This is a genomic window from Paracoccus fontiphilus (genome assembly GCF_017356265.1).
Taxonomy (GTDB): domain Bacteria; phylum Pseudomonadota; class Alphaproteobacteria; order Rhodobacterales; family Rhodobacteraceae; genus Paracoccus; species Paracoccus fontiphilus.
This window is the reverse complement of the sequence record NZ_JAFNAW010000066.1, coordinates 1-18,351: the sequence shown is the minus strand read 5'-3', so window position 1 is coordinate 18,351 and position 18,351 is coordinate 1. Positions and strand designations below refer to the sequence as shown.

Below are 18,351 nucleotides of genomic sequence, written 5' to 3'. Positions count from 1 at the left end.
TCAGACCCCCCATACCTGCCTCAGCAGAAGGGAAGCACATCATAGGCTAGCCGGGAATCCTGAATCTCGATGCCCGCGACATGCTCTATCGCATGGCCGCCGCGACCGGCGACATCGCAGCCTTCGACAAGGCCGAGGCCTGGATGCGGCTGATCCAGGAGGTTGCGCCGAAGCCGCCCGGCCCGCTGCCCGAACAGTTCGACCGGCGCGATGGCGGGCCGGTTTCGTGCCTGGATCTCGCCTGGTCCGCGGCGGCGTTCCTGGAGGCTGCGGCCGCGCGGGATCTGGCCTGTCAGGCCATGGCGGGGTCAAGATAGGGCGCGGCAAAGCCAAGCGCGCGCAGCCCCCGCCGGATCTCGGGGCGGCCGGACACCAGCCGCCACAACAGACCGGATCGGCGGTTTTCCAGCCCCATGACGATGGGCGCCTGGTCGATGGCCAGCCGGCTTTCCGCCACCCAGTCCTGCGACAGGCTGAAGGCATCGACAAAGCCCGCATCGCCCCAGATCCGCGCGCCCAGATCGTCATGCAGATGGCGAAGGACCGGCATCGCCTCATCCGGTGCAAAAGGGATCGAGCCAAGCGCGGCCGTCGGCGTGATGACGCCGGTATCCATCGTGGGCGAATGCGCCACATAGCCGCCGGGGTCGTCGCTGGCGGTCAGGCCCCAGCAGTCCGGCCCGTATCCCGCCCAAGCGTGGGGATTGGCCAGGCAATGATGACGGTTCACCAGCGCATGATTCCGGGCCTGAACGCCGTAATCGGCATAAGCGTCGCGCAAGCCGCGGGGATCAATGCCCAGGAACGGATATTGCGACAGGAACAGGGGCCCGCCCCAATCCGGGCCAAGCGGCAGGCGCGTGCCGCCATAGCTGCGCCCGTTGCGGAAGGCCGGGGCCCTGGCCCAGCTTTGGTGATAGGAGGACGCCGGAATCGGATGGCTGCGCGACCCCGCGCCCAGCACGAAGACCGGCAAGGCCTCGTTCCAGCCCCGGATCGGCAGGGCGTCGGGCCTCCAGGGCCGGTCCGGGTGACGATGCCACATGACCGCGCCATCCTCGCGCAGATGGGCCGCCCAGTTCACGGCGTCGAATAGCGCGCCGATCCGGGCGGCAACCCAAGGTTCCTCGCCGAAAAACGCCGCCGCGCCCAGCAGGCCCAGCATCAGGAACGCGGTTTCAACCAGATCGCCTCCCTCGTCGCCCGCCATGATGGGCAGGGCCCGGCCGGTGCTGCCATGCAGGAAATGCGGAAAGACGCCGTCGAAGCGGTCGGAGCTTTCCAGAAAGCCCAGCACCCGCTCGACCCGGCCGAGGATCTCGCGCCGTGGCCGCCAGCCGCGATGGGCGGCGACGATCTGGGCCAGAAGGCCGAAGCCGGTGCCGCCGGTGCAGACGGTTTCCTCCAGGTCATAGCCGAAGGCACCGCCGCTGCGTTCGCGCGCCATGCCGCTGAGCGGGTGGCTCCAGTCAAGGAAATAAAGCGCGCAGGCCTGCGCCACGCGATCGCGCAGCGCGGCGTCGTCAAGGCCGCGGATCACGTCAGCCATGTCAGCTCCACCGTTTGCGTGTCGCGGCTGTTCGGGCCGACATGCAGCCGGATCAGGCCGGGGTCGCGCAGCCATTCCACGGCATCAAGCGAAGGCGCGCGGGGATAGCGGAACTGCCCGGCATGGACCGGGAACACGACCTCGCGGACCTCGCCGGGGCCAAGCGTGACCTGCCGGAAATCGGTCAGCCATCGGCCCGGCCGGGTAAGACGGGCCACCGGATCGCTGGCATAAAGCTGGACCGTCTCGATGGTTTCGACCGCGCCGGTGTTCTGGACGGTGACGCGCAATTCGACCGCCTGGTCCGCCGGAGCTGCCGGAGTGGACAGGCGCGGCGGGCCATAGGCGGCCCGTCCATAGCCCAAACCGAAGCCGAAGGGAAAGCGCGGCGCATCGTCGGGCAGATCCAGCCAGCCGGTGCGGAACTTGGCGAAACGGCCGGGAAAGGGCCGGCCGGTCGGATCGCCGGCATGGGACAGCGGAACCTCGCCCGGATGCGCGGGCAGCGAGACCGCAAGCCGCCCCGAGGGGCTGGCCGCGCCGAACAGCAGGTCGGCCACGGCCTCGGGTCCGGCGACGCCGCCGTGCCAGGCATACAGCAGCGCATCGGACTGCTCCGCGATCCTGCCGATGGCCAGGGGACGTGCAGCAAAGACCACCACCACCAGCGGCTTGCCCGCCCCCGCCAGCGCCCTGATCAGACGCCGCTGCGGGGCGGGCAGCTCCGGCGACAGCACCGAGGAGGATTCGCCCGCATGTTCCTTGGCCTCACCCACCGTTGCCACGATCACATCCGCCGCGCGGGCGGCGGCCAGAGCCTCGGCCAGCAGTTCGGCCTCGGGCCGCGGATCGCGGGTCACGGTCACGCCATGGACATTGAGACGGTCCTGCACCCATGGCTCGTCCACGATATTGGCGCCCCAGGCAACCCGGGGCGCCCGCCCGGTCAGCGCGGCCACGGCCTTGTGCAGGGGCACGACATCCTCGGCCCGGCCCAAGACGGACCAGGTTCCCAGCATGTTCGCCTGGTCCGCCGCGAAGGGACCGATCAGCGCGACAGGGGCCGAAGGCGACAGCGGCAGAAGCGAGTCGTTCTTCAGCAGCACGGCGGCACGGGCGGCGGCCTTGCGCGCCAGATCGCGGCCCGTCCGCCGCGGGGGTGCGGCCCACCGGCCGTCCAGCCCCCGGAACGGGTCGTCCAGCAGGCCCAGTTGCCGCTTGAAGCGCAGCACCCGCCGGCAGGCGCGGTCGATCAGCGCCACGATCCGGTCGGCCGACAGCGCAAACCCGGCCTCGGGCGCCTCCAGCCCGTTGCAGGCCAGCGTAGGCAGTTCGCGCAGGTAATCCTCGCCCACCATGTCCATGTCGATGCCCGCCTGCAGCGCCCGCGCGACGACGACCGGGGCCGGACCCAGTCCATGAGCGGAAAGCTCTTTCACGCCGGTATAGTCCGATACGACCAGCCCATCGAAGCCCGCGCGCCTGCGCAGCCAGCCTTCGACCAGCGGCTCGTTTGCGTGCATCGGCAGCCTGTTGACGGCGTTGAAGGCGACCATGACGCTGACCGCACCCGCCGCGATCCCAGCCTGAAAGGGCGGCAGATAAAGCGACAGCAGGTCTTCCCATGCCATGCTGGCATTGTCGTAATCGCGCCCGCTTTGCGGTGCGCCGTAAGCCACGAAATGCTTGAGACAGGCCGCCATCCGGCCCGGCCCCGCCGGATCGTCGCCCTGGAACCCGCGCGTCGCGGCTGCCGCGATACGCGCGGCCAGCAGCGGATCCTCGCCCGGTCCTTCCGCCACGCGGCCCCAGCGGGGATCGCGGCAGATGTCGATCATCGGCGCGAAGGTCAGGTGCAGCCCCTGGACCGATGACTCGGCGGCGGCAAAGGCGGCGGTTTCCTCGATCAGGACCATGTCCCAGCTGCAGGCCAGGGCAACATTCAGCGGAAAGACCGTCCTGTGGCCGTGGATCACATCCTCGGCAAAGAACAGCGGGATCTTCAGGCGCGATCCGGCAAGCGCCCGTTCCTGCAGGGCGCGGGCGCTTGCACGGGACTTGGTGCCGAAGATCGCACCCACCTGCCCTCCGTCAAGCCGGCTGGCCAAGGGGGTGGAGTGTCCGGCGCCCGTTTTCAGCCCCTCTCCGGCCGCGAGCAGGTTCAGCTGACCGATCTTTTCGGCCAGGGTCATGCGGGCCAGAAGGCGTTCGACGGGATCGTTGTCTTTCATTCGATGGCCCTCTTGCCCATCCGTCACTCGGCCGCAAGCCGGACGGCAGGCTCGTCGGCCATGATCGGGCGCAGGTCCGCCATGCCGTTGCGGATTTCAAGGGCGGCGGAATAGAACGGCGCCCCGTCAGGGTCGCATGGCGGATCGTCCCCATGCAACACTGACAGGATCGCGGCTTGGGGCAGGTGTTCGCGCAGCGTCAGGTGGAAATTCATCGCGGCCTCGACATCCATGGCGGCGGTGGCCTCGTCCAGCAGCAGGACGTCCGGCCGGGCCAGCAGGATGCGGGCCAGCACGAGGCGCTGTTTCTGCCCGCCGGACAGGACATCGCGCCAGTTCCGGCCCCCGTGCAGATCGTCGCCCAGGCAGGTGATGAAGCCGCCCAGATCGGCCTGTGACAGCACGGCAGCAACGGCAATGTCGGAATGCTGTTCGGGGTGCTCGGGATAGGTGACCAGCCCCTTCAGCGTCAGTCGGTCGGGAAGGTCGGTTTCCTGTCCCGCAAGGAACAGCCTGGCGCCCTTGCGCAGCGACACCCGGCCCTCGCCATAGGGCCAGAGTCCGGCTATGGCCTTCATCAGGCTGCTCTTGCCGCAGCCGTTGCGACCCGACAGGAAGACGCAGTCTCCCGGATGCAGGTGCAGTTGCCGAACCGTCAGAAAGGCGGACGTGTCATGGCCGCGATGATGCAAGCGCAGCCCTTCCAGCGCCAGAACCGGCCCGGCGGGGCTGCGGAGGCGCTGAAACCGGCTGATGCCGGTTTCGGCATAGAAGTCCTGCCGCGCCTGCACCCGTTCGACCGCCCGGGCAAGCTCGGTCAGGCGCGCGACATTGGCGCGGAGCATCGCGATGGCCGGCATGACGTTGATGAACCAGGACATGTCCTCGATCAGTTCCGCCGTCAATTCGCTACTTGCGACGAAGTCGCGGAAGCTCATCCTGCCTGCCATGAAGGACGGCAAGGCCGGAAGATAGGCCAGCAGGCGGCCCGACAGGAACTTGCAGACATGGGTGAACATCATCATGCCGGCGTCCAGCCGGTTCTGCCGGCCCCATGTCCGATCCAGATCCGCATAAAGCCGACCATTGATGCGGCTTTGGGCGGCCTGGCCCCTTGCGGCGGCCAGATGCCCGACGCGGTTCAGCAGGCTGCCCCATTCCCCCCGCCATGCGCCGTCCCGCCGCTGCCGCTCAAGGCTGAGCTGTTCGATCACGCGGCCCAGCCTCCAGGCGATGAAGGTCATGGACGGGACATAGATCGCGACCAGGGTCAGGGCCAGCAGGGCCGAACCGCTTTCGCCAGGAACCAGATCGACATGGACCGACAGCCCCGGACCGAACCGGCGTTCCAGCGCCGCATTGGCAAGCGCCCCCCAATGATCAAGGAAAGCCACGCTTCGGCTGCGGTCGAACAGGGCCTCCGAGACGAAGTAGATCGAACTCACGGCCCCCCACAGGCCCGTCGTCAGCCCGATGAGGCCGCCATAGACGTTGCCGGAACATTCGTCGATGCGCTGGTCGATGGCATCTGGCATCCGCGCCTTGCCGCCTAGTTCGGAACGGTCGCTCATCAGGTCGAAGGCGATCCGCTCATCTGCCAGGATGGCGTCGTTGAACCGGCCGACCAGCCAGCCTCGGGCGCGCCGGTGCAGCGTGGCCGAGACAAGATGGCGCAATGCGACTCCGCCGGTCCGGGCAAGGAAGATGGTCAGATAAACCGCCGCCGCCCACAGAACCGCGTGGACCGGCCCATCGCTGGCATCGGTGTCATGGAAGTCGGCCAGCGAAGCGACGAAGTCCGCGCTGGCGACTGCCACCCAGACACTGAACTTGCTGAGCAAGGTCGTGATCGCAAAGACGATCACGGTCAGAACCCAGGCTTCCCGCCACCGTTCCGAAATCCAGTAGGCCGACAAAAGACCCCAGTAACCGCTTAAACGCTTCACTACCTGTCTCTTTCACTGCACTGCCGTTGAACCTCATGAGACAGCCGACTCGTCCCGCAGACATGCAAAAGCGTCTGGCGGCCGTTTGCGGCTTGTTTTCCGATTTGGGCGGCGGATCGGCACAGGATGATTCGGCCTGTCATCGATCCGCCTCTGCAGACCACAATATCAAATTTCCGCACAAGCGGAAAGTTGCCGAGAAGCGGGTGGATTGGCCTTGTTTGGCAGGCTTGCTCAATCAAGTATTTTCACGAAGTCGGACATGTAAAACTGGAGCTGGAGCAAGCAAGGCGTTCGGGTTGAATGGCGAAATTCGGGCGTAAATGAAGGCGGCACACATCCTTCTGAATGCGGGTGGGCAGCCTTGCCGAGGCACGTGATGCCCCTGAACCGCAATGCCGCGGCGCTGGTTGTTCAGGACCGCGAGGCTGGCGGACACGACCAGCCCGAAGCTTCGATCCTGACGCTGCCGCTCGCCTCAGGTAAGAACAGGCGCGACTGCCGGGCGTCTGGAACGAACCGGCATCTTCACACTTCGTCGCGACCTCCCAAGATGCCGCACTGCGTATGGGTGGCAACTTGTGCGAGGAGGACAACACGGTACGAGCCGATACGTACCTGCAGCTTAGGGCTGGCCGACAAGATACCTGCCGGCCGGCTTCAGGACTACAGATCTATCCCCTCTGACAGGGTTAGCGCATCGTCGAGGTCAACGCCGAGGTATCGAACAGTGCTGTCCATCTTGGTGTGGCCCAGCAGAAGCTGAACCGCCCGCAGGTTGCCCGTCTTCTTGTAGATCTGCGCGACCTTTGTCCGGCGCATCGAATGCGTGCCATAGGCGCTTGGCTCAAGACCTATCGACGAGACCCATCCGCACAGGATGCGCGCATACTGGCGCGTCGACAGATGCACACTATGGTGAAGACGGCTGGGCCAGAGGTACTCCATCCCAAGCATCTCCGGATCTGCAATCCAGCGTTCAAGCGATTGGCGTGTCGTTTCGGTGATCTCGAAGCGGACAGGCTTTCCGGTCTTGCTCTGGGTGACGGAGGCGCGCTCCGTGACCCGTCCGGCAGCAAAAACGTCCCGGACCCTCAGGCAGACCAAGTCGCAGCCTCGGAGCTTGCTGTCGACGGCCATGTTGAACAACGCCAGGTCGCGTCGGTTGTCCGCCATCTCCAGGCGGACCCGGATCGACCAGACGTGTTTCGGCAGCAGCGGGCGTTTCTGGCCGATGATGCGCCCCTTGTTCCAAGCAGAACGTTCAGGCCGGAGCGCAGGAAGAAGATCGATGGACATGGTGTGACCTCCTGTCCTCCTGACCCGCCCTGACTTCGGATGATCCGACGGACCTGATGATATCACGCTATCTGTGACCGCCTTGCCCCTGCTCTACGCTCTGATGCCAGTTCTTTGGCAGCTGTTTGCCCCAGACCGTGTGACGATGGCGCGATTTGTCCGGCTGCGGCTTCTGAGAAGGCCTTCGATCAACGCGACCGTTACGCCTGTTTGCGCGGCCTGCCGCCCTTGGCACCATTGGCCCGTGCTGCCGCTGCCTTGGCGGGGGATGTGGCCTGTCCTGCCCGGCGAGCCATGTAGGCCCTTGTTCCAAACAGCCCGGCAAGCAGACCTGGCACGGAAAGGTCTGCATCGAGTGCCTCCCAGTGCAGCCCATAACCTGCGCCAAGGATTTCGACTGAGGCAAGCTCGTCATCCTTGGCCGTCTCCAACCCCTGTGCCATATGGGGCGGAAAGGCAAAGGTGCAGCCGTTTGTCAGTTCAACGATGATCCGTCCACTTTTCCGATCATAGCGCGCTGACGCCGCACGGGGCTCGGTTTGCTGCGCGATGCGACCACGTTCGAGAGCAGCGTCGATTTCGGCGTCTGTCAGGTCAGCCATGGATTTCCCTCCATCTGGCAAGAAACTGCGCCTGCTCGTCACGGACAATCTGCATGGCGCGACGCAGATCGTTCGCCTTCATGCCTTCGGCCCAGACAAGGGCGGGCGCACCGTCAGGTCCGTTCAGGTTGATCTTGGCCTGACCGTCCCCGAACACATGCACATGAGCTGGCTCGTGATCGTCTGTAAAGATGATGATGCGCAAGCCATGTGCACGATGAATCGTAACCATCAGATAAGCTAACCTAGCGTGTTGGGTTTTTCAAGAGATGGTCTGCATCGCTCAGAGTGGCAGCCTCGCCGCCAGTCCCTCCCCAACTTGCATTGCTCAAGTGAGCATGAATTGCCCCTTGGAAAGCGAGGCGCTGCAGCACAGTAGCCGGTCATGTCATCGGCTCGTGTCTGCATATGCATTGCTGTGCCGCGCAGCAGCATGTCGCGCCGAGCCCATCACAGGCATTCGTCTATGCTACAGCGAATGCAACTGCAGCAATAGCGAGGCTGGCAGGACTGCGAAGGGCAAGAGGCCTTTGAGCGAGAGAAAAGGGGTGTCGTTTACGCATCGCCTCATTGAGCAGCCGAGCAACCATTCGGTTGCAAAGGCAGCTTAGTCTGACAGGAGGTTCTTGTAGACCTTTCCATCCTTCATGATCAGAACGAGGTTCTGATCCGGATCAGCCAGCAGATCAATATTGGTGACAGGATCGCCATCCACCAGCAGCAGGTCGGCCAAGGCGCCTTCCTCGATCACGCCCAGCCTGCCCTTGTAGGGGCTGCGCAGCCCTGAAAGCTCAAGCAACTCGGCATTGGTCGAGGTTGCCTGCCGCAGGATCTCGGCCGGGGTGAACCATTGCTGCAGCGAGGCTAGCATCCGGCCCTGCTGCCGCGCCATCGCCTCGGAAAACAGCACATCGGTTCCGAAGGCAGTCTTGATGTTGAATTCCTTCACCATCCGGTAAAGCCGGTCGGTGCCTTCCATCACCTCATCGGCCTTCTGGGCCTGATCGCTTCCGGGAGGGAACATTCCGCCGAAGAATTCGGGGATGATCGGCTGCACAGAAAGCCAGATGTCCTTTTCCGCTAGGTATCTGGCGGTGTCCTCGTCCATCAGGTGGCCATGCTCGATCACCTTGACGCCGGCATCGACCGCACGGCGGACAGCGGCCGAGGTATAGGCGTGAACGGTGACATATGTGCCCCAGTTCGTGGCCGCCTCGACCGCCGCCTTTAATTCTTCCAGAGTGAAGGTTGAGACATCCAGCGGGCTGTGCGGCGATGCGACCCCGCCGCCGGCGGTCAGCTTGATCTGGCTGGCCCCCTTCATCAACTCCTCGCGCACGCGCTGTCGCACCATGTCGGGGCTGTCCACCACCATGGCGGCACCCAGTTCCTCGACCCGCGAGAGGGGCTTCGATGCGTCGCGCGGCAGATCCGAGACCGGGCGGAAGTCGCCATGTCCGCTGGTGACGGTTATCATCGCCCCGGATGGCCAGATGCGCGGACCGGGGACGATGCCCGTGTCGATCGCCTGCTTCAGCCCAAAGGAAGGGCCCCCCATGTCGCGCACCGACGTGAAGCCGCGCATCAGGGTTGCCGTTGCCTCGGCTCCGGCCAGCAGATTGACAAAGCCAACATCGCCGAACAGCATCTGCTCGGGTGTCTGACGGATCAGCATCGTATGCCAATGCGCATCGATCAGGCCCGGCATCACCGTGCGCCCTCCGCCATCAATGACGGTCGCATCAGGGGCAGCGGCGACAGCGTCCCCGACAACGGCGATCAGGTTCCCGCGCACCAGAACAGAGGTAGGATCGGAAAGCGCGTCCCCTTTCCCGTCGAATACCCGCACGTCCCGAAACAGCGTCTCGGAGGCCGCCTGAGCCTCTGCTTCGGACACAGGGATCGTCGCCGGCAGCAGAGCACCAAGGAAAAATACTACTTTGCCCAGTCTAGTCATGACAGTTCTCTTTCCGTTGTGGAGATCCAGGCTCGCTCTTACACCTTTCTGACTTTGGCGCGGCGGTGTCTCAGCAGCATGATCAACCCACCATCTGCGTCCGCTAGTGACTTCGCTCAGCTACCGCGGACCACGACGTTTATACACGATTTCCGAGTCGACAGGGCAGACTTTGCCCGGTGCCGGTCCTCAACTTGCGAAGCTATCGTGCAGCCTTAGCGAACGGCAGCTTCGTCCGCTTCGCAGACAGTCCTCTGCTAAAATGGCTGCGGCAAGCATGAACGGCTGGTCGCAGGAAGCTGCACTGCAGCGCCAGATTGAGCTTGACCGTCCGCAAAGGGGCCGATCACGCTGGCCATAAGCCGGGCGCGCGGAACTGCTGGGCGAAAATTGTCGATCCAGAGACTTGGCGGCCTCTGGACCATGGCCTTTTGCAAGCGCTGGAAAGATCAGAACAGGAACATCGACGGGATAAGCTCGGCCGCCTGGAAGTCGTCCAGGGTGATCGTGTCGTCCCCCAGCGTGATGACCGCATCCTCGCCCACCTGCCGAGCCCCTGCCTTCAGATCTGCGAAGGCCGTGGCGTCGACATGGCCCGACAGGTCGATCCTGTCTGCAAGCGAGAAATCCAGGATCACATCATGGCCTGAATCGAATGGCCGCTGGCCCTTTCCGAAGATATCGGAAGCCTCGAAGATGAACCGATCGTTGCCGGTGCCGCCCGCCAGAACGTCGTTGCCGGTTTCGCCGTCGATCCGGTCGTCGCCGCCATTGCCCTCGATGCGGTTCGCGGCCTTGTCGCCGATGATGGTGTCCGAGGCCTTGGTGCCCTTGACGTTCTCTATGCTGGCCAATTTATCGGCCCGGTCGGTCGATACGGCTTGCCCGATGTTCAGCCTGATGTCGGCCGCCGTTGCCAGCGTCGAATAGTCCGCCGTGTCAATGCCGGTGCCGCCCTCAAGCCGGTTGAGGCCCGCGCCGCCGTCAAGCATGTCGTTGCCCGAACCACCCTCCAGCAGGTCGTCCCCGGCTTGCCCGTAGACCTTGTCGTTTCCGTCCTGGCCGTATACCCGGTCATTGCCGCCCAAGCCGCTGAGGTTATCATTGCCCCGGCCGCCGTAAAGGTCGTTGGCGCCGGCGTTGCCCGACAAGGCATCGTCGAAATCACCGCCCAGCAAGTTCTCGATCTGCACCAGCGTATCAATGCTGCCACCGTGAAGGCCCCTGCCGGTGGTGAGGTCCAGCACGACCCGGCCATTCGCCTGTTCATAGCTAGCAAGGTCGATGCCGATGCCGCCGTTGAGCAGGTCTGATCCGGTGCCCGACACGAGGATGTCGGAGCCCTCGCCGCCGAACAGAGAGCTTGGGCCGACATCGGCGAAAAGCCGGTCGTTGCCCGTCCCGCCTTCCAGGATGTCCAGGCCGGATCCGGCGCGAATCACGTCATTGCCGCCGCCACCCCGAAGTGTGTCGTCGCCTCCCCGGCCGAAGATGAAGTCGTCCAGCGTCGTACCGTCGATGAGGTCGTGCAGGGTGGTGCCGTTGAAGGTCGCCCTTGTTTCATTCCTTTTCAAAAATAATACGCTGCCATCCTTGCGACAGCTGCCTTGGCGCACGAGTGCGGGACAGGCCACAAAGGGTCCGCATTGGTCAGCGGCGGCGGATGGACAGGGAGGTCAGGACCGGCCCGGGCAGGATCTTCGTCTTACCGCAGCGGGCCTGGTCAAGGTTGTCGGCAGGCGGCTGCACGGCGCAAGCCAGCCGCGCCTGCCGCCGGATTCAGGTGACCGCGTGCAGGCAAGCGTCGCGGATCGCCTCGACATGGCGGTGGTCCGTCCCGCAGCAGCCGCCGACCACGCGCAGGCCGGGATGGCTGGCTTGAAGCGCCCGATAGCGGCGGCCCATATCGGCAGGATCGCCCTCGTCCAATGTCTCGGCCTCGTCCAGTTCCGCATGGCTGAGCGTCGAGGCATTGGCCCGCAATCCGCCCAACCGCGCGGTCCAGGCTTCGCCCTGGCCGAACGCGCCCTCGATATGGAGAGGATGGGCGCAGTTGATCATGTAATAGGCAGGCGATCCGCCGGTCGCCTCGTCCACGGCCTCGATCGCCTGGCGCAGGCTGGCGCCGCCCACCAGATGGCCGTCGGTTTCCAGGGTAAAGGAAATCACATGGGGCAGACCAACGGCCTTTGCCGCGCGGGCAATGCCGGTCGCCTCGCCGATGGTGTTCATGGTCATGGCCGAAACCATGTCCACGCCAGCGTCAGCCAGGGCCTTGATCTGGAAGGCGTGGTAATCCTCGGCCTCGACCGGATCCATGGTGCCTGCGACATAGCCGTCGCCGCGCGGGCCGATCACCCCGTTTATCACGCAAGGCGACACGGCCGATGACCATTCGGCGCGCAGATCCTGCACAAAGCGGACCGCATCGACATTGACGCGCCGCAGCGCCGCCAGATCATAGCCCAGGCCGGACGACCAGTCCGGATTGGCCCGCCAGGTCGGCGTGTCGAGGATGAAGCCAAGGCGGCTTTCCCGTGCAAGGCTCAGGTATCTTTCGTAATAGCGCGTCAGCGCGGCCCGTCCTTCGTCGCTGTCGATCAGCGGAAAGGCCGCGAAATGGGGCAGGTCCAGCCCCTCGTGAAAGATCAGGGTCGTCTCCATCCCGCCGTCGGTCAGCACAAGGCCGCCGTTCATGTGGACCAGGGATTTGCGATTTTGCGTCATCGTGAACCTCGGAAATGGTATAAGGGGAAAGCCCTACGGGTTGCGGTCCTGGATCGGACGACGGGGTTATCCCATGTCCCGCCGCGTCCGGACTAGAAGACTTGCGGTCCGGCAAGACATGGACGGCTATTTTCTTCAGCAATGACAGGTGGTTGGTCATGTCACCCGTTCCCGAACACCCTTCCGGCGCCAAGGAACCCAAGGCGAAAACCGTACCGCCGGTACGGTTCGGCGGCATCCAGCCGCGAAAGGGCGAGGCCACGCGCGAACGGATCCTTGCCATCGCCGAGGCCTCGGTCCTGGCCAAGGGCTTCGGCGCCACCTCCATCGACGAGGTCATTGCCGAGGCCGGGCTGACCAAGTCGGGCTTCTTTTACCATTTCCGCGACAAGAACGAGCTGGCCCGCGAGATGCTGCGCCGCTATGTCGCCAGCGACGAGGCCGTGTTCGACGCCGCCTTCGACCGCGGCCGCGACCTTGCCGACGATCCGCTGCAAGCCTTCCTGATCGGGCTGAAGCTTTTGGCGGATGTGATGCACGACCTGCCCAGCGGCCATCCCGGCTGCCTGGTCGCAAGCGTCTGTTATCAGGAACGCCTGTTCGACCGCGAGGTTTGCGAGATCAACCGTCAGGCCGTGGAACGCTGGAACAGCCGTTTCCTGGGATACCTGCAGGACATCGCCGCCGCCACTCCTCCGCGAGAGCCGGTCGATCTGGACGATCTGGCGCATATGCTGTCGGGTGTGCTGGAAGGCGGCATCATCCTGGGCAAGGTGTTGGGCAAGCCCGATGAACTGGAACGCCAGATCCTGACCTTCCGCTTGCTGGTTCGCGCCCTTTTCAGCCGCCCCTGAGGCGGTTGCCTGAAAGCCGCTTCAGATCCGATGCTGCGCGACGGGTTGGGCGAACTGCCGCCGGTACTGGCCGGGATTGATCCCCGCGATCCGCTGGAACAGCCGTCGGAAGGCCGAGGGGTCCTCATAGCCGACCGTCCAGGCAACCTGCTCGACAGGCTCGTCCGTGCGTTCCAGCCGGCGCTTGGCCTGCTCGACCCGCAGTCGCTGGACATAGTCCAGCGGCGCATGGCCCGTCGCCACCTGGAAGCGGCGAGAGAACCCGCGTTCCGACAGGCCCGAGCGGCTGGCCATTTCGCGGACGGGGAATGCGACCGATGCATGGGTGTCGAGCCACGCCTGCGCTGCCTCGATCACCGCGTCGCCATGGTTGCGCGGCGGATCGAAGATCATGAAGGGCGCCAATCCGTCCACATGGCGCTGCAGGGCAAAGACCTTGCAGACAGCCTGCGCCGCGGTTGGCCCGGCCTCGCGCCCGATCAGGTAAAGAACAAGGTCGTGCCAGCTGGTCGAGGCGCCGGAACTGACCAGTTCGCCTCTTGGTCCCGCGACGATCAGGGCACGGTCTGGATGCACGCGCACCGCCGGAAACTGGGCGCTGAACATGCGCGCATAGGGCCAGTGGACCGTAGCGTCCACCCCGTCAAAAAGCCCCGTCTCGGCGATCAGGAACAGGCCCGAGCAGGCCGAGCAGATCGTGGCGCCAGCCGCGTGCCGTTCCGTGAGCCACCGGGCAAGGCGGGGATAGCGCCCGGTTTGCCAGCCGCTGTCGCGCACGAACAGCGATGGCACGATGATCATGTCGCAGGGCTGCCCCATGGCCGCGCCATGCAAGGGCAGCGTCACCCCGCTGGCAAGCCGAACCGGACCGGCGGCCTCTCCCAGCAGCAAGACCTCGAACGGCGGATCGCGGGGGATGCCTTCGCGCCCCGAAAGCCAGGAAAGACTGTTCAGCACGTCGAAGATGCCGCTCAGCGTGGCCAGGCCTGCCTCGGGAATGGCGACGATGCCCACGAGAGCCGGTCTTGATCCCATGCTGCCCATCCGCTGCTCCTGGCCGATGCGGACCGTTCTTGGCCAGTCTCGCACTCGTTCGCGAAGCCGGCAATCGCGATCATGCGGGGGTGTTTTCTGGAAAGGAATGACCCATGGCACTGGACAATCAGATAATTGACACGGCCCGGCTGGACGAGCTTGTCGGAAAGGCGGTTTCGGAACTGGCCGCAGGATATGGCGGCGTGCTGATTGCGATCGGCAACCGGCTTGGCCTTTACCGGGCGATGGCCGGTGCGGGGCCGATGACCAGCGACGAGGTCGCGCGGGCCGCAGGCTGCGCCGAACGCTATGTGCGCGAATGGCTGAACGCACAGGCGGCAGGGGGATACGTTGCCTATCACCCCGCCAGCCAGAGCTACGAACTGACGCCCGAACAGGCTGCGGTTCTGGCCGACGATACCAGCCCGGTCTTCATGCCGTCCGTTTGGGACGTCGTCGCCGCCGCCTGGGCGGATGCGGACCAGACGGAACGGGCGATCAGGACCGGTCAGGGCGTGGCCTGGAGCGATCATGACGGCCGCCTGCATTGCGGCGTCGCCGCCTTCTTCCGCAACGGCTACCGCGCCAGCCTGGTCCAGGATTGGCTGCCGTCGCTGGACGGCGTCCTGCCCAGGCTGCACGCGGGCGCGCGGGTGGCGGATATCGGCTGCGGTCACGGGCATTCGACCCTTCTGATGGCCGAGGCTTTTCCGAACAGCCGCTTTCTGGGCATCGACACCCATCCCGCCTCGATCGCTGCGGCGCAGGCCCATGCCCGGCAAGCAGGGCTGTCGGACCGGGTGGAGTTCCTGCTGGCTGATGCAAAGGCACCGCTGCCGGGCGTCTTCGACCTGATCTGCTTCTTCGATTGCCTGCATGACCTGGGCCATCCGGTCGAGGCCGCCCGCCGCGCGCGGGAAGCCCTGGCCCCGGACGGCACCCTGATGCTGGTCGAGCCTGCGGCATCGGACCGGGTCGAGGAGAACCTGAACCCGATCGGCCGCATCTATTACACCGGATCGACCTGGCTCTGCTGCGCCCATGCCATTTCCGAGGAGGGAACGCATGTCCTGGGCGCCCAGGCCGGGGAGGCACAGCTGGCACAGGTTTGCCGCGATGCAGGCTTTTCCCGCATCCGCGAGGCGACGAAGACGCCCTTCAACCTGATCCTTGAAGCGCGTTTCTGACCGCCGCAGCCCTCCGGCCTCCGTCTCGTCTTCGTCATGGCATGCCGGGCGGTTGCAGGACCTGATGGGCGTCACTGACCGTGCAACGCCCGGGGTCAGGCCGACGATTACCGCTCAGGCCTTGGACGCGCTAGCCCAAACGTTTCCTCGATCCAGGCGCGATCACCCCAACGAGACGGCGGCTCCAGGCCGGCAGGCGGAGGAAGGTGGCGCCCAAGCGTTCGGAACACCTCGCCGATAAAGCTGTCGGGGGTCCAGTTGGCCAGCCCGATACGCCCACCGGGGCGACAGACGCGCAGCACCTCGGCCGCTGCGCGGTCCTGATCGGGGGCGAACATCACCCCGAAGACCGGGGAGCCTCGGACACCCTTGAGATGGTCGCGGTCGGACTTCCTGCCCACCTCATCAGCGGAGTTTCCCGGCTGCGCTGGCTTCGCGTGCTGGTGCAGGAGACGACCTTCCGGTTCAGGGATGCCGATGATCATCTTCCGCAGGCGAACGCGGCAAGGCTGGGGGCGACCTATGCCCTTGGCGGAACCGTTGAGGTCGTGCGCGGCAGGACCTTGACATCAATCGAACTCTCGGACCTGCGAACTGGCGCGGTGGTATGGGCCGAGCAGCTTCAGGGCCGCCTGGATGACTTCCACCAGACGCGTGCGGCCATATCGGGTGCCGTTCTGGCTGCCCTCGAGATTCAAATCCCCTTGAACGAGGCGCTGCGAAGGCGCGACGCAACTCGACCCGAATTTTACAAGTGCCTTCGCGGCACTGTCGTTCACCAGCTACCGGATGGCAGCGATGAAGTGGACGCCCGAACGGAACCGGGCGGCCAGGCAGACCCAGGCCTACGCCGAACGCGGCCTCGAGCTTGATCCGCTGGACCCTTTCGCCAACCTCGCCGAAGGCCGCCCGTTCCTTCTTCTGAACCGCCCGGAGAATGGCCAGCTCTGGCTTGACCGGTCGGCGCAACTGAGCCCGAGCTATGCCAAGGGCTATCATTCGCCCGGCCTTGCAGCCATGTTGGCTGGGCGGGTCGGCGAGTGCTTGGCTGACATGGAGCGCGCGATGACGTTGAGCCCGCTCGACCCGATGCTCTGTGCGATGCAGGCGTGCGAGGCAATTACCTTGCACGTGGCAGGCCGACCTGACGAAGCCGTCATCTGGGCGAACAAAGGCGCCCGGGCGCCCCATGCGCATATCGCCATGCTGATGGCGGCCGTGGCAGTCTGCCGGTTGGCAAAGGACCACGCCCTCGCGCGAACCTGGAAGGCAGTCTTGCGCACCCGCTATCCCGAGGCGAGCCTGCACCGGTTCTTCACGGTACTGCCATTTACAGATGCAGGGCTGAACGCTTCGACAAGATCATCGGGCCCCGACAACCGATGCGGCAAGTTCTTTCCCTGCGCCATCTGCATCCCGCCAGCCGCTTGCCGTTGCGGTTCACCCGCCCCGCCGCCTGCACGCAGCAATCCAGCCCAGAATCGGCCCGCTTCGATCAGGCTGGTGGCGATCAAGTGGCAGGGCTGGTTCCTGTCCGGCCGTTCGCGGACATCGGCCAGGATGCGGCGGCGATGCGCGGGACATTGCCGGGTGGTCAGGTGAACCAGCCCATCCGGCCGGCGGCAGGGTGGCGCCTGCGGACATGCGGCAGGACGTCGGCGCGCAGCCGGTTCACGTCATCCCAGCCGTCAGGTCCTGCGCGACCGGGCCCAGGTCAGGCCGCGCCGCCGCGATCATCGCAGGGTCGGCAGGAGCCTTGAGGCCCTCCGGCCGCCGATCCATGCTGGCATCGCCGCGCCGGTCGGGCAGCCCTTCATGATGGCCCGGGCAATGACCTCGGCGCAGGCGCGAAGATCGGGGTCACGGCCTTCAGCAGCAGATCGGCCCCGGCCTTCGAGTGATCCACGCGCTTGTCCTCGCCACGCAGGACGGCATCGAATTCGGATCGTGCCTGCCGAAGTCGTGGAGCCGCCCTGCCATGCGAGCCGTCTCGGCAAGTCCGGACGGCTGGGCCCGCCTGGCTGCCAGGCGTGCGACTTCGTCCGAATGGCCGTCAAGGCGCTGCCGATCGGATCGGCCCGCCTGTTTTCCGGAATGCGCATGACGGGTCATCACAAGAACCCATAACGATGCGGCTTCAGATGGACACGCCACGGGGTCAGGCTCTGCGGGAAGCGAAACCCCTTCAAGTCAGCGTCACCACGAAGGCCAGGCAGTCGCCTTCCCTGTTCCCGTGATAGCTGTGCAGAACGCTGGAATCGAAGGACATGGCATCCCCCTCGGACAGGGTGAATGCTTCATCCTCCACGACGACGTCAAGCTGGCCGTTCACAACATAGATCAGTTCCTCCACGCCGTGCCGGTGTGGCTCCGACCGGGGGCCGCCTTTGGGAAAGAACGCGAGAAACGCCTCCATTCTGCGGTCCGCAAGCGGATAGTCGAGGCTCTCGAACAGATACGCGGGCGGGGACGAGCCGCCTGGAATGGGCAGCCGGACACGCTCGTCCGGGCGGGTCACGGCGACCTTGGCCTCGTTCTTCCGGAAGAAATAGTCCAGATCGACCCGGAACGCCAAGGCGATCCGCAGCAAGGTCGGCAACGTGGGAAAGACCTGCCCGCGTTCGATCTTCGACAGCATCGCGGGCGAAAGTCCGGTATGTTCGCCCAGTTGAACCAGGCCGAGCTTCTTCCTGAGGCGCAGTTCCCTCATCCGCGGCCCGATACGGTACTTTTCCAGTTCTGCCGTCAGCGTGTCGGACATCCGGTTCCACCAGGAGGTTTCACCACAGGAGAATGGCATCATCTCCTTTTAACTTACAAGAAAACTGTTTTTACGCTCATGAAAAGTTGATTGATCCGCAGGACGGTTTCCACGTTAGAGCGCGTTGCGTTTAATCGGTTTCATATCCGGCGGCTTTGAAGAAATTGTAACATTCCTCATCGGTGAAAAGATCGCAGACCTGC

The 18,351-nt window shown here is 65.0% G+C and carries 17 protein-coding genes; 4 read left to right on the top strand and 13 right to left on the bottom strand.

The features are described 5' to 3' along the window. Positions 1-80: 80 nt before the first annotated feature. Positions 81-317, top strand: a complete 237-nt coding sequence (locus tag J0F76_RS17070) for a hypothetical protein (RefSeq protein ID WP_207471308.1) — start codon at positions 81-83, stop codon at positions 315-317. On the opposite strand, the gene J0F76_RS17065 is transcribed toward J0F76_RS17070, so the two are convergent. The 9 genes from J0F76_RS17065 to J0F76_RS17025 all read right to left on the bottom strand — a co-directional run bounded on the left by J0F76_RS17065 (position 293) and on the right by J0F76_RS17025 (position 12,311). After that, positions 293-1,549 carry a glucoamylase family protein gene (locus J0F76_RS17065; RefSeq protein ID WP_207471306.1) on the bottom strand — a complete coding sequence of 419 codons (1,257 nt, stop codon included), beginning with the start codon at positions 1,547-1,549 and terminating at the stop codon, positions 293-295. The genes J0F76_RS17070 and J0F76_RS17065 overlap by 25 nt on opposite strands. Next, positions 1,537-3,780 (bottom strand): glycoside hydrolase family 3 N-terminal domain-containing protein, encoded by a 2,244-nt coding sequence (locus J0F76_RS17060; protein WP_207471304.1) that lies wholly within the window; start codon positions 3,778-3,780, stop codon positions 1,537-1,539. The genes J0F76_RS17065 and J0F76_RS17060 overlap by 13 nt, the downstream gene beginning before the upstream one ends. Positions 3,781-3,803: 23 nt before the next feature. Then, positions 3,804-5,726: an ATP-binding cassette domain-containing protein gene (locus J0F76_RS21280; protein ID WP_207471302.1), complete on the bottom strand. Its 1,923-nt coding sequence runs from the start codon at positions 5,724-5,726 to the stop codon at positions 3,804-3,806. A 666-nt stretch (positions 5,727-6,392) separates the two neighbouring features. After that, positions 6,393-7,025 (bottom strand): tyrosine-type recombinase/integrase, encoded by a 633-nt coding sequence (locus J0F76_RS17050; RefSeq protein WP_207471300.1) that lies wholly within the window; start codon positions 7,023-7,025, stop codon positions 6,393-6,395. Positions 7,026-7,225: 200 nt separating this feature from the next. Then, on the bottom strand, positions 7,226-7,627 hold the full coding sequence (locus tag J0F76_RS17045; RefSeq protein ID WP_205293988.1) for a DUF2442 domain-containing protein: 402 nt from the start codon (positions 7,625-7,627) through the stop codon (positions 7,226-7,228). Beyond that, the gene (locus J0F76_RS17040) at positions 7,620-7,859 is read right to left on the bottom strand and encodes a DUF4160 domain-containing protein (RefSeq protein ID WP_207471299.1); all 240 of its coding nucleotides are present in this window, start codon (positions 7,857-7,859) and stop codon (positions 7,620-7,622) included. The genes J0F76_RS17045 and J0F76_RS17040 overlap by 8 nt, the downstream gene beginning before the upstream one ends. A 375-nt stretch (positions 7,860-8,234) precedes the next feature. Then, a complete protein-coding gene (locus tag J0F76_RS17035) occupies positions 8,235-9,524 on the bottom strand; it encodes an amidohydrolase family protein (protein ID WP_207471298.1) in 1,290 nt (429 codons plus the stop codon). A 509-nt stretch (positions 9,525-10,033) separates the two neighbouring features. Further along, positions 10,034-11,158, bottom strand: coding sequence for a calcium-binding protein (locus J0F76_RS17030; RefSeq protein WP_207471297.1), 1,125 nt, complete (start codon positions 11,156-11,158; stop codon positions 10,034-10,036). Between the two features lie 205 nt (positions 11,159-11,363). Next, positions 11,364-12,311, bottom strand: coding sequence for a homocysteine S-methyltransferase family protein (locus tag J0F76_RS17025; protein ID WP_207471296.1), 948 nt, complete (start codon positions 12,309-12,311; stop codon positions 11,364-11,366). A gap of 158 nt (positions 12,312-12,469) precedes the next feature. On the opposite strand from J0F76_RS17025, the gene J0F76_RS17020 reads away from it, so the two are divergent. Continuing rightward, on the top strand, positions 12,470-13,165 hold the full coding sequence (locus J0F76_RS17020; RefSeq protein WP_207471295.1) for a TetR/AcrR family transcriptional regulator: 696 nt from the start codon (positions 12,470-12,472) through the stop codon (positions 13,163-13,165). A 21-nt stretch (positions 13,166-13,186) separates the two neighbouring features. On the opposite strand, the gene J0F76_RS17015 is transcribed toward J0F76_RS17020, so the two are convergent. Next, a complete protein-coding gene (locus tag J0F76_RS17015; protein WP_207471294.1) occupies positions 13,187-14,200 on the bottom strand; it encodes a GlxA family transcriptional regulator in 1,014 nt (337 codons plus the stop codon). 113 nt (positions 14,201-14,313) lie between these two features. Here J0F76_RS17015 and J0F76_RS17010 point away from each other — a divergent pair, with 113 nt between their 5' ends. Continuing rightward, positions 14,314-15,387: a class I SAM-dependent methyltransferase gene (locus tag J0F76_RS17010; protein WP_207471292.1), complete on the top strand. Its 1,074-nt coding sequence runs from the start codon at positions 14,314-14,316 to the stop codon at positions 15,385-15,387. Between the two features lie 107 nt (positions 15,388-15,494). Here the strand turns inward: J0F76_RS17010 and J0F76_RS17005 are convergent, their stop codons facing one another. Together J0F76_RS17005 and J0F76_RS17000 are read right to left on the bottom strand one after the other, a co-directional pair. Continuing rightward, the gene (locus J0F76_RS17005; protein ID WP_207471290.1) at positions 15,495-15,872 is read right to left on the bottom strand and encodes a class I SAM-dependent methyltransferase; all 378 of its coding nucleotides are present in this window, start codon (positions 15,870-15,872) and stop codon (positions 15,495-15,497) included. Positions 15,873-15,956: 84 nt separating this feature from the next. After that, positions 15,957-16,166 carry a hypothetical protein gene (locus J0F76_RS17000; protein WP_207471288.1) on the bottom strand — a complete coding sequence of 70 codons (210 nt, stop codon included), beginning with the start codon at positions 16,164-16,166 and terminating at the stop codon, positions 15,957-15,959. Positions 16,167-16,176: 10 nt separating this feature from the next. Here J0F76_RS17000 and J0F76_RS16995 point away from each other — a divergent pair, with 10 nt between their 5' ends. Continuing rightward, entirely contained in the window at positions 16,177-16,989 is an 813-nt protein-coding gene (locus J0F76_RS16995) for a tetratricopeptide repeat protein (RefSeq protein ID WP_207471286.1), read from the top strand. A 583-nt stretch (positions 16,990-17,572) separates the two neighbouring features. Here the strand turns inward: J0F76_RS16995 and J0F76_RS16990 are convergent. Further along, on the bottom strand, positions 17,573-18,148 hold the full coding sequence (locus J0F76_RS16990) for a helix-turn-helix domain-containing protein (protein WP_207471285.1): 576 nt from the start codon (positions 18,146-18,148) through the stop codon (positions 17,573-17,575). Positions 18,149-18,351: the final 203 nt, after the last annotated feature.

Bases quoted from the DNA above. Each gene is read 5' to 3' on its own strand.
- J0F76_RS17070 (WP_207471308.1), top strand. From the start codon at position 81: ATGCTCTATCGCATGGCCGCCGCGACCGGCGACATCGCAGCCTTCGAC.
- J0F76_RS17065 (WP_207471306.1), bottom strand. From the start codon at position 1,549: ATGGCTGACGTGATCCGCGGCCTTGACGACGCCGCGCTGCGCGATCGC.
- J0F76_RS17060 (WP_207471304.1), bottom strand. From the start codon at position 3,780: ATGAAAGACAACGATCCCGTCGAACGCCTTCTGGCCCGCATGACCCTG.
- J0F76_RS17050 (WP_207471300.1), bottom strand. From the start codon at position 7,025: ATGTCCATCGATCTTCTTCCTGCGCTCCGGCCTGAACGTTCTGCTTGG.
- J0F76_RS17045 (WP_205293988.1), bottom strand. From the start codon at position 7,627: ATGGCTGACCTGACAGACGCCGAAATCGACGCTGCTCTCGAACGTGGT.
- J0F76_RS17040 (WP_207471299.1), bottom strand. From the start codon at position 7,859: ATGGTTACGATTCATCGTGCACATGGCTTGCGCATCATCATCTTTACA.
- J0F76_RS17025 (WP_207471296.1), bottom strand. From the start codon at position 12,311: ATGACGCAAAATCGCAAATCCCTGGTCCACATGAACGGCGGCCTTGTG.
- J0F76_RS17020 (WP_207471295.1), top strand. From the start codon at position 12,470: ATGTCACCCGTTCCCGAACACCCTTCCGGCGCCAAGGAACCCAAGGCG.
- J0F76_RS17015 (WP_207471294.1), bottom strand. From the start codon at position 14,200: ATGGGATCAAGACCGGCTCTCGTGGGCATCGTCGCCATTCCCGAGGCA.
- J0F76_RS17010 (WP_207471292.1), top strand. From the start codon at position 14,314: ATGGCACTGGACAATCAGATAATTGACACGGCCCGGCTGGACGAGCTT.
- J0F76_RS17005 (WP_207471290.1), bottom strand. From the start codon at position 15,872: ATGATCATCGGCATCCCTGAACCGGAAGGTCGTCTCCTGCACCAGCAC.
- J0F76_RS16995 (WP_207471286.1), top strand. From the start codon at position 16,177: ATGGCAGCGATGAAGTGGACGCCCGAACGGAACCGGGCGGCCAGGCAG.
- J0F76_RS16990 (WP_207471285.1), bottom strand. From the start codon at position 18,148: ATGTCCGACACGCTGACGGCAGAACTGGAAAAGTACCGTATCGGGCCG.